At 73.0% G+C, this 8,967-nt stretch carries 13 protein-coding genes; 4 read left to right on the forward strand and 9 right to left on the reverse strand.

All coding sequences use genetic code 11. The annotated features are described in order from the left end of the window. Positions 1 to 149: 149 nt before the first annotated feature. Positions 150 to 578 carry a molybdenum cofactor biosynthesis protein MoaE gene (locus tag Q7T52_RS18280; RefSeq protein WP_304804983.1) on the reverse strand — a complete coding sequence of 143 codons (429 nt, stop codon included), beginning with the start codon at positions 576 to 578 and terminating at the stop codon, positions 150 to 152. A gap of 35 nt (positions 579 to 613) precedes the next feature. Between Q7T52_RS18280 and Q7T52_RS18285 the strand changes: the two genes are divergently transcribed. Beyond that, positions 614 to 1,990, forward strand: a complete 1,377-nt coding sequence (locus tag Q7T52_RS18285) for a zinc-dependent metalloprotease (protein WP_304804984.1) — start codon at positions 614 to 616, stop codon at positions 1,988 to 1,990. Continuing rightward, positions 1,987 to 2,598: an NUDIX hydrolase gene (locus Q7T52_RS18290; protein ID WP_304804985.1), complete on the forward strand. Its 612-nt coding sequence runs from the start codon at positions 1,987 to 1,989 to the stop codon at positions 2,596 to 2,598. Before Q7T52_RS18285 ends, Q7T52_RS18290 begins: the two co-directional genes overlap by 4 nt. Here the strand turns inward: Q7T52_RS18290 and Q7T52_RS18295 are convergent. From Q7T52_RS18295 to Q7T52_RS18305, 3 genes are all read right to left on the reverse strand, one after another. After that, the gene (locus Q7T52_RS18295; RefSeq protein WP_304804986.1) at positions 2,526 to 3,062 is read right to left on the reverse strand and encodes a M48 family metallopeptidase; all 537 of its coding nucleotides are present in this window, start codon (positions 3,060 to 3,062) and stop codon (positions 2,526 to 2,528) included. The genes Q7T52_RS18290 and Q7T52_RS18295 overlap by 73 nt on opposite strands. A 10-nt stretch (positions 3,063 to 3,072) precedes the next feature. Continuing rightward, positions 3,073 to 4,128, reverse strand: a complete 1,056-nt coding sequence (locus Q7T52_RS18300; protein WP_304804987.1) for a PHP domain-containing protein — start codon at positions 4,126 to 4,128, stop codon at positions 3,073 to 3,075. 309 nt (positions 4,129 to 4,437) lie between these two features. Further along, entirely contained in the window at positions 4,438 to 5,229 is a 792-nt protein-coding gene (locus Q7T52_RS18305) for an enoyl-CoA hydratase/isomerase family protein (RefSeq protein ID WP_304804988.1), read from the reverse strand. A 171-nt stretch (positions 5,230 to 5,400) separates the two neighbouring features. Between Q7T52_RS18305 and Q7T52_RS18310 the strand changes: the two genes are divergently transcribed. Next, positions 5,401 to 5,559, forward strand: coding sequence for a DUF5679 domain-containing protein (locus Q7T52_RS18310; protein ID WP_091115022.1), 159 nt, complete (start codon positions 5,401 to 5,403; stop codon positions 5,557 to 5,559). A 137-nt stretch (positions 5,560 to 5,696) separates the two neighbouring features. Then, entirely contained in the window at positions 5,697 to 6,491 is a 795-nt protein-coding gene (locus tag Q7T52_RS18315) for a hypothetical protein (RefSeq protein WP_304804989.1), read from the forward strand. 24 nt (positions 6,492 to 6,515) lie between these two features. Here the strand turns inward: Q7T52_RS18315 and Q7T52_RS18320 are convergent, their stop codons facing one another. From Q7T52_RS18320 to Q7T52_RS18340, 5 genes are all read right to left on the reverse strand, one after another. After that, a complete protein-coding gene (locus Q7T52_RS18320) occupies positions 6,516 to 6,677 on the reverse strand; it encodes a hypothetical protein (protein ID WP_304804990.1) in 162 nt (53 codons plus the stop codon). A 135-nt stretch (positions 6,678 to 6,812) separates the two neighbouring features. Beyond that, a complete protein-coding gene (locus Q7T52_RS18325; RefSeq protein WP_304804991.1) occupies positions 6,813 to 7,046 on the reverse strand; it encodes a hypothetical protein in 234 nt (77 codons plus the stop codon). Beyond that, positions 7,043 to 7,390, reverse strand: a complete 348-nt coding sequence (locus tag Q7T52_RS18330) for a WhiB family transcriptional regulator (protein ID WP_304804992.1) — start codon at positions 7,388 to 7,390, stop codon at positions 7,043 to 7,045. Before Q7T52_RS18330 ends, Q7T52_RS18325 begins: the two co-directional genes overlap by 4 nt. 170 nt (positions 7,391 to 7,560) lie before the next feature. Beyond that, positions 7,561 to 7,824, reverse strand: coding sequence for a hypothetical protein (locus Q7T52_RS18335; RefSeq protein WP_304804993.1), 264 nt, complete (start codon positions 7,822 to 7,824; stop codon positions 7,561 to 7,563). Between the two features lie 124 nt (positions 7,825 to 7,948). Next, a partial coding sequence (locus Q7T52_RS18340; RefSeq protein ID WP_304804994.1) for an ATP-dependent DNA helicase UvrD2 occupies positions 7,949 to 8,967 on the reverse strand: 1,019 nt, incomplete at its 5' end.

Consider the following 8,967-nt stretch of genomic DNA (forward strand, 5'->3'; position numbering starts at 1 on the left):
ACCTCGCGGTCGACCTCGCCGCGGCCCTCGCGGCCGGCCCACGACACCCAGAGCATCGCGACGACCGTCACGACGACGGTGGGCACGAGCCAGAGCAGGACCATCCCTCGAGGGTAGGTCGGCGCGGGCCCCGCCTCGGGAGACACGCCCTACGGCGTGCCGACCCACTCGTCGGAGCCGTCGGCGAAGACCTGGTGCTTCCAGATCGGCACCTCGTCCTTGAGCGTGTCGATCAGGTCGCGCGAGGCCTCGAACGCGGTGCCGCGGTGCGCGGCCGACGTACCGACGACCACCGCGAGGTCGCCGATGGCCAGCCGGCCGACCCGGTGGATGGCCGAGACCCCGTGCACGTCGTGGCGCGCAGCGACGAGCTCGCACACCTCCTGCAGCCGGGCGAGGGCGCTCGGGTGGGCCGTGTAGTCGAGGCCGCTGACCGCGCGCCCGCCGTCGTGGTCGCGGACCTTGCCGACGAAGAGGGTCACGCCGCCGTCGACGTCCTCGTCGAGGCTGGCCAGGACGTCGTCGACGACGAGCGGGGTGTCACGGATCTCGACGAGACGCACGGTGCTGGAGGTCACCGCCACACCCTAGGCGTGCGGCGTACCGTGGAGGCATGAGTGACCAGCCCGACGACGAGCAGCCCAACCCGTTCAAGGGGACGCCGTTCGAGCAGCTGTTCTCGGGCAGCGGCCTCGACTTCAGCAAGCTGGGCCTGGGTGGGCTCGGCAGCCCGGGCGGTCCCGGGATGCCCGACCTGGGCGCCCTGTTCGGGCAGATCCAGTCGCTGATGCAGCCCTACGACGGCGCCCTCAACTGGGACGTCGCCGTCGACATCGCCCGCAAGCAGGTCGCGCAGCACCCCGACCCGTCCGCCACCGCCAAGCAGTCCGACGCCGTCGCCGACGCGCTGCGCCTGGCCGACCACTGGCTCGACGAGGCCACCGAGTTCCCCTCGGGCGTCACCTCGACCGCGGCCTGGAGCCGCGCCGAGTGGATCGTCGGCACCCTCGACGTGTGGAAGGTCCTCATCGAGCCCGTCGCCGAGCAGTCGGTCAACGGCCTCAGCGGTGCCCTGCCCGCCGAGGCACAGGCGCAGGCCGCTCCGCTGCTCGGCATCCTCGGCAAGGCCGTCGGGGCGATGCTCGCGACCCAGGTCGGCTCCGGCGTGGGCGAGCTGGCCGGCGAGGTCCTCACCGGCTCCGACGTCGGCCTGCCGCTCGCCCCGCGCGGCAGGGCCGCCCTGGTGACCGCCAACGTGTCGGCGTTCGCCGAGGGCCTCGACGTCAGCGAGGACGACGTCGTCCTCTACCTCGCGCTGCGCGAGGCCGCCCACCACCGGCTGTTCAGCCACGTCCCGTGGCTGCGCGACCACCTGATCGGCGCCGTCACCGACTACGCCCGCGGCCTCGAGATCAACGCCGAGAGCCTGCAGCGTCGGGTCGAGGAGCAGCTCAGCGGCATCGACCCGACCAACCCCGAGTCGATGAAGCAGCTGGTCGAGGGCGGGCTCTTCGACCTGCCCCGCTCCCCCGCCCAGTCGGCCGCGCTCGAGCGTCTCGAGATCGCGCTCGCGCTCGTCGAGGGCTGGGTCGACGAGGTGGTCGGCCAGGCCACCGTCGAGCGGATGCCGGCCGCCGCCAAGCTCCAGGAAGCCGTACGCCGCCGCCGGGCCGCCGGCGGACCCGCCGAGCAGACCTTCGCCGCGCTGGTCGGCCTGGAGCTGCGGCCGCGGCGGCTGCGCGAGGCGTCGACCCTGTGGGCGTCGCTGCGCACCCGGCAGGGCACCGAGGCCCGCGACGGCGTCTGGCTCCACCCCGACCTGCTGCCGACCTCGGCCGACCTCGACGACCCGCTGGGCTTCCGCGAGGAGGCGGCGGCGCCCGAGTCGCTGAGCGAGGACGACTTCGACGCCGAGCTGCGCAAGCTGCTCGACGGTGACGAGCCCGAGGCGCCCGAGGACCCGCTCGCCAAGAAGCCCGACGGGGAGTGACCGCACTCCACGCCGACGCGCTCGCGACCCTGCGGGCGTGGGTGCCGCCGGGCGCCGGTGACGGGGAGCAGGCCAGGCTCCGAGACCGCTACGTCGCGCACCTCGAGGCGCACCCCGACGGGATGACGCGTGACTGCCGGCCCGACCACGTCACGGCCAGCACGCTGGTCCTCTCCCACGACGGCACCCACGTGCTGCTCACCCTGCACGCCAAGGCGCGCCAGTGGTTCCAGTTCGGCGGCCACCCCGAGGCCGAGGACACCACGCTGGCCGGGGCCGCGCTGCGCGAGGCGACCGAGGAGTCCGGCCTCGCCGACCTCGAGGTCCGCCCGCTGCCGGTGCACCTCGACGAGCATGCCGTGCCGTTCTGCGGACCGGCCGGCGGGACGCTCGTGCACCACCTCGACGTGCGGTTCGTCGCGGTCGCCGCGCCTGGCGTCGTACCGCTGGTGAGCGAGGAGTCGCTCGACGTGCGCTGGTGGCCGGTCGACGCGCTGCCGGCCGACGACCTGCGTCCGTTGGTCGACGCGGCCGTTCAGTCGCTGTCGGCGGGCTCGAACTCCGACGGCGGCGTGATCTGGGCAGCGGCCGACCAGCCCAGCAGGTAGCCCTTGGCCCGCTCCGACTGCGGGTAGCGGTCGACCCACGCCCAGAAGCTCGCGTCGTGCCCTGGCTCGATCAGGTGCGCGAGCTCGTGCACGATCACGTAGTCGACCACCCAGCCCGGCATCGCCTGGAGCCGCTCGGACAGCCGGATCGTCCGGTCGACGGGCGTGCAGGAGCCCCACCGCGTGTTCTGGTTGCCGACCCAGCGCACCGACCCGGGCGACGCGAGCCCGCCGAGGTAGCGGTCGCTCAGCGCCTCCGCGCGCTCGAGGAGGTCGGCGTCGGTGAGCTGCGCCTTCTTCTCGGACCGCTCGATCCGGGCCACCATCGTCTCGACCCACTCGGCCTCGTCGGCCTGGCTGAACGACGCCGGGATCAGCACCACGATCCGCTCGCCGTCGCGGTAGGCCGACACCGTGCGGCGACGCCGCTTGGAGCGGCGTACCTCGACGTCGGCGGTGGCCATGGACGCCAACCTACTTGCGCGCCCACTCCAGGAGCCGGTCCTGGGGCCACGTGTTGACGATCCGGTCGGCCTCGATGCCGGCGTCCTCGGCGCGCTCGCAGCCGAGCACCAGGAAGTCGAGCTGGCCGGGGGCGTGGGCGTCGGAGTCGATCGAGAAGACGCAGCCCGCGTCGCGGGCCAGGGCCAGCAGGTCGTCGGGCGGGTCGCACCGCTCCGGCCGCGAGTTGATCTCGACGGCCACGTCGTTCTCCACGCAGGCCTCGAAGACCGCCCGCGCGTCGAACGTCGACTGCTTGCGGGTGCCGCGGCTCCCCGTCACCATCCGCCCGGTGCAGTGCCCGAGCACGTTGGTGTGCCGGTCGCGGACCGCGCCGATCATCCGTCTCGTCATCGGCCCGGCGTCCATCGCCAGCTTGGAGTGCACGCTGGCGACCCGCACGTCGAGGCGCTCGAGCATCTCGTCGGTCTGGTCGAGCGAGCCGTCGTCGAGGATGTCGACCTCGATGCCCTTGAGCAGCGTGAAGCCGTCGGGCCCGTCGCCGCCGAGGTGCTCGTTGACGGCCTCGACCACGCCGAGCTGGCGCCGCAGACGCTCGACGCTGAGCCCCCGCGCGACCTTGAGGCGCGGCGAGTGGTCGGTCAGCACCAGGTAGTCGTGGCCGAGCTCGATCGCCGTCATCGCCATCTCCTCGATCGGTGAGCCGCCGTCGCTCCAGTCGGAGTGGGAGTGGCAGTCGCCCCGCAGCGCCGCGCGCAGCTCGGCCCCGCCCGAGGTGAGCGGACCGGCGTACGTCGCCTCGAGCTGGGCCAGCCGGTCCGGTGTCTCGCCGCGCACCGCCGCCGCGATCACCTTGGCCGTGCTCGCCCCCACCCCGGGCAGGTCGACGAGGGTGCCGTCCTCGACCGCCCGGGCGACCGCGTCGTCGCCGAGGGGCAGGATCGCCGCCGCGGCCCCCCGGAACGCCTTGACCTTGTAGGTGTCCTCGCGGCCGCGCTCGAGCAGGAACGCGATCCGGCGCAGCGCGGCCACGGGGCCGGCGTCATAGCTCTCGGGGTTGTCAGGCACTGTTTTTCTTCTCTCCACAGCCGGTGGACGAACGTCGTCGCAGGTCAGAGCAGCGTACGACGCCCGCGGGCGTCGGTCCTCCACACGACCTCCACAGCCAGAGCCCGGTCCTCGGTAGGGTTCTGGGCTTTCTCCACAGGCTTGTCCACAGGCTTGTCCACAGGCGTGGCGGCCGGGCGTTGACCCCCGCCCCGCACCTCTCTAGGTTGGGCCGTCAGATGGCCCTCGGGCCGGCGAGCGACACTCGCAAGGGGAAGGCGAGTGTCGGGAGCCGGTCCGGGGGCCGCCTGCTGTCGGCGGGCCGGCTGGTCAGCGGTCCTCGAACTGCGGCGCCCGCTTCGCCCGGGCCGCCCGGATGCCCTCCTGCAGGTCGCTGGTGGCCAGCGTGATCGGCTGCGCCATCGCCTCCCACTGCAGCGCGGCCTCCATGGTGGCGTGCCGCTGCCGCAGGGCCAGGGTGGTCAGCCGGCTGGCGATCGGCGCGGTCGCAGCGATCCCGGCCGCCGTCTCGAGCGCCGTGTCGAGCAGCGCGTCGGGCTCGACGACCCGCGAGACCAGGCCGAGACCGAGGGCCTCGTCGGCGTCGACCAGGCGTCCGGTGAGCAGCAGGTCGCGGGCGGCGGACTCCCCCACCACCTCGGGCAGCAGGTAGGTCCCGGCCATGCCGGGGTGCATGCCGAGCTTGACGAAGGGCACGCCGAGCTTGGCGCCGCGGGCCGCGAGGCGGAGGTCGAGCGCGAGCGGCAGGCACAGCCCCGCCCCGATCGCGGCGCCGTTGATCGCGGCGATGGTCGGCACCTCGAGGCGCCGCACCGACAGCCAGGCGCGGTAGAACGGCAGCATCCGCTGGCGCAGCCGGTCGACACCGGCGTCGGGCTCGCTCGCGATCCAGGTCGTGTCGCCGCCGGAGCAGAACGCCTTGCCCTCGCCGGTGACCACGACGGCGCGCACCGAGCGGTCGGCAGCGAGCTCGTCGACCGCCGCGACCCACGACGCGGTCATCTCGGGTGACATGGCGTTGCGCTGCTCCGGGTTGTCGAGCACGAGGAGCGCGACCCCGTCGGAGGGGCGTTCGAGGCGGAGGTGGGCGAGTTCGGGCATGGCAGGCACGATAACGGCGCACCGTGCGCCTTCCGCCGGCACCGGCAGGCGTGCCGTAGGGTCGCAAGCGGCTCAGCGGCGACGCGGAGCCCCGGGCGGGCTTCCCTGACGTCCCCCGCCGTGGCTAACCCGATCACGATACCCAGACAGACCGAGGGCAAGGAGGCCATCATGGCGGAGACCTGGAGCGGTGAGTTCTACTGCGTGAAGTGCAAGGAGAAGCGCGAGGCCGAGGGTGAGGTGAAGGTCAACGACAAGGGCACCCGCATGGCGAAGGCCGTGTGCCCCGTCTGCAGCACCAACCTCAACCGGATCCTCGGCAAGGCCTGATCCGCGCAGCACCCGCAGCACCCGCAGCACCCGCAGCACCGAGGTCGACCCGTCGCGTCCACGCGACGGGTCGGCGTCCTTTCCGGGCCTGTGGATGACGCCAGCGGGCAGGACGGGATCCGTGCCAGGGTCACGGGATGACTCGGGAGGCGTCAGCGGCGACGGCGGCAGCTGCGGCTCGGCTCGCGCCGGGGGTGCACGTGGTGCCACGCGACGACGACCACGTCCAGGTCGGCCTCGACCCGCCGGCCCGGGTGATCGTGCGGCGCGACCCCGACCTGCTCGGGCTGCTCGACGCGCTGCGCCGCGGCTGGCCCACGCCTGAGCCCACCGCGTCCGAGGCGGCGCTGCTCGGCGCGCTCGACGAGGCCGGCCTCCTCGTGGTGGCCGGCCGTCAGGCGCCTGCGTCGGGCACCGTCGCCCTCGTCGACCTCGACCTCGGTCTCGGCCCGATGGCCGACCTGCTTCGCCGGCGCGGTGTCACGGCGGCGACCGCTGCGGCGCCGCCCGACCTCTACGTCGTCGGCAGTGCCGGCCCCGTGGCCCGCGCCGACCTCGACGACTGGCTGTCCGAGGGGGCGCCCCACCTGCTGCTCGCCGGCACCGGGCGCCCGGGCAGCCTCCGGCTCGGACCGCTCGTCGAGCCCGGTGTCACGGCCTGCCAGCGGTGCGTCGACGCCGCCGAGGCCGACCTCGACCCCCGTCGTACGCTCGTGGTCGAGCAGCTGGCGGCGCTCCCGACCGCGCCGCTCGACCCGGCCCTGGTGGCGGTCGGACTGGCGTGGGCGGCGCGCGAGGCGGCGGCCTACGTCGCGGGCGGGCGGCCGCTCACCTGGTCGGCCACGGTCGACCTCGACGGGCCCGCACCCGTGGTGCGCACCTGGCAGCGGCACCCGCACTGCGGCTGCGCCTGGGACGTCATGCCTTGCTAGAGAAGGAGAGAGGGCGAGGGCGCCTCACCAGAACTCGGCGTCGAGCTTGCCCTCCATCGCCCGCAGGTGCTCGCGCGAGCAGGTGACGCAGTAGCGCTTGAGGCGCTTGTTCTCGACGCTGGTGGTCCACGCGAGCGTGTCGGCCTCCTCGGCCTGCCGCCCGCAGAAGTCGCAGGTCAGGGTCATCCGACCCATCGTAGAACCAGGAGAGCCGGGCCCGACGTGTGTCGGACCCGGCTTCCCGGTCGGTTCGTACCTGTGGTGGTGCTGAGTTCACCCGCGATCAGAGGGTGTTCCGGAGGTTGACGGTCTCCGGGAGTCCTACAGAGCGCGAGCGAGGGCGAGGCGAGCCTGCTGCGCGGCGCGCTCGGCCTTGCGGCTCAAGCGCCGGGCGCGGACGAGCTGGTGGCCCGTACGCCGCTGACGCGCCTCTCCCAGGCGCGCGCTCATCTGCGCGCGGGCCAGGTCTTCGTGCATGGTGTTCATGGTGGTGCTCCGATTCGGTTCGGTGGTCTGGGTGGTGGTGCTGGTGCCGCTCATGAGCATCTGGCTCATGCGACGGCGTCCTTGCGGGGCCGGCCCCGGGGCCGCTTGCGGGGGATGACCGTTCCCTGGAGGAACAGCTCACCGCCCCACACGCCCCACGGCTCGTGCCGCTCGAGAGCGCCGCCGAGGCAGAGCTGCCGGACCGGGCAGGCCTGGCAGAGGGCCTTCGCGTACTCGACGTCGGCCGGGAGCTCGGCGAACCAGAGCTCGGGGTCGTTGACGCCCGAGCGGCAGGGAAGCAGGGTCTCGTCGACCTTGCCGGCCTCGTCGTGCAGGCTGCCGAGGCTGGGGCCAGAAGTGGCCTGGAACTCGACCAGCTTGCCGTCGCTGCGCTGGAGGATGCTGGTAGTCATCGTGTCACCTCTTTCGTTGATCGCGGTTGGGGTGGTGCTGGGTCGTGCGGGGTGGTGCTGGGTGGTCATCTCCTGGCTTCCTGTGGGGAGCTGGATGCATCTGGGAAACAGAAAGGCCGCGGAACCCGGTGATCGGGTTCCGCGGCCTGGAGGCTGCTGAGCTGTTGGTGTCAACAGATCGGCGGACTCCAGGCGAGGTAACCCGGGACGTAGGCAACGAGAGCCACGTGTCCCTTGGCAGCCAGGTCCTTGCGGGTGCGAGCATCCGTGCCCTCGGTCATGAGACCGGTGGTGCGGATCCACGAGGTGCGCGTGTCGGCGAGGACGCCGAAGCAGGACTGGCCACCGTTGGGCATGCCAAAACCGGACGCGGGTCGAACGCTGCTCGGGATGCTGAGAGCGGTCGGCGTCTGGATGTTCTTGGTGATCTCCACGGGGGTCACCTCCTTCGGATCTTCTGGCGCGGGCGGTGTCAGTGCCCTGGTGCGCGGACTTGGTTGTTGACGGGAACGGTACGCGGTGCCCTTTGTAAGGGGCAAACCATTTTATGACTTATTTTCAAGAATCTTCTGCGGCCAGCATCGCGAGCACGTCGTTGCCGTACTTGTCGAGCTTGTCGGGGCCGATCCCACTGATCGCGAGCAGCGCCTGGGACGACTGGGGCCGGCGCTCGGCGACGGCCTCGAGGGTCGCGTTGCTGAAGACCATGAACGGCGCGATCTCCTCGGCCCGGGCCCGCTCGAGGCGCCAGCCCCGTAGTCGCTCGAAGAGCGCCTCGTCGTAGGGCGTCGGGCATTCGGCGCACCGGCGCCGGGTCTTGTCGGAGCCCGCCAGCGGCTTGCCGCACTCGACGCAGGTGCGGGTGCCGCGGGCGCCCTTGGCCCGGGCGGGCGCGCGGTCGGCGTCGGGCAGCAGCGGGTCGAGGAAGCGCGACGGCTTGCGGCGGGCGGCCTGGCCCGGGTTGCGGGCCTGCGCCCACGACAGGCAGAGGTCGAGGCGGGCGCGGGTCATGCCGACGTAGAGGAGGCGCCGCTCCTCCTCGATGGCCTCGGGGGTCTGGGCGTAGGTGATCGGGAGCGTGCCGTCCTGGAGGCCGACCAGGAAGACGGAGTCCCACTCGAGGCCCTTGGCGGCGTGGAACGTCGCCAGGGTGACGCCCTCGGCCACGGGAGCGTGCTGCTCGGCGGCACGACGGTCGAGGTCGTCGACGAACGAGGTCAGGTCGTGGGTCGCGCCCTCACCGGCGTGGCTCTCGGCCTGGCTGACCAGGGCCTGCCAGGACTCCCAGCGGTCGCGGGTCTGGCCGCGGGCCTCGGGCGGGTCGGGGGTCCAGCCCATGCCGGCGAGCGTGTCGCGGACCAGATCGACCCAGGTGTCGCCGTCGGCGGCGCTCACGCCCCCGCGCGCCGCGCCGCGGATGCGGGTGACGGCCTCGCGGACCTCGGGCCGGTCGAAGAAGCGGGCGGCGCCGCGGATGACGTAGGGGATCGACGCTGCGGTCAACGCCTCCTCGTAGGCCTCGGACTGGGCGTTGATGCGGAACAGCACCGCCATCTCGGCCAGCGGCCGCCCGGTGC

Source organism: Nocardioides sp., from assembly GCF_030655615.1.
In the GTDB taxonomy this organism is placed as follows: Bacteria; Actinomycetota; Actinomycetes; order Propionibacteriales; family Nocardioidaceae; genus Nocardioides.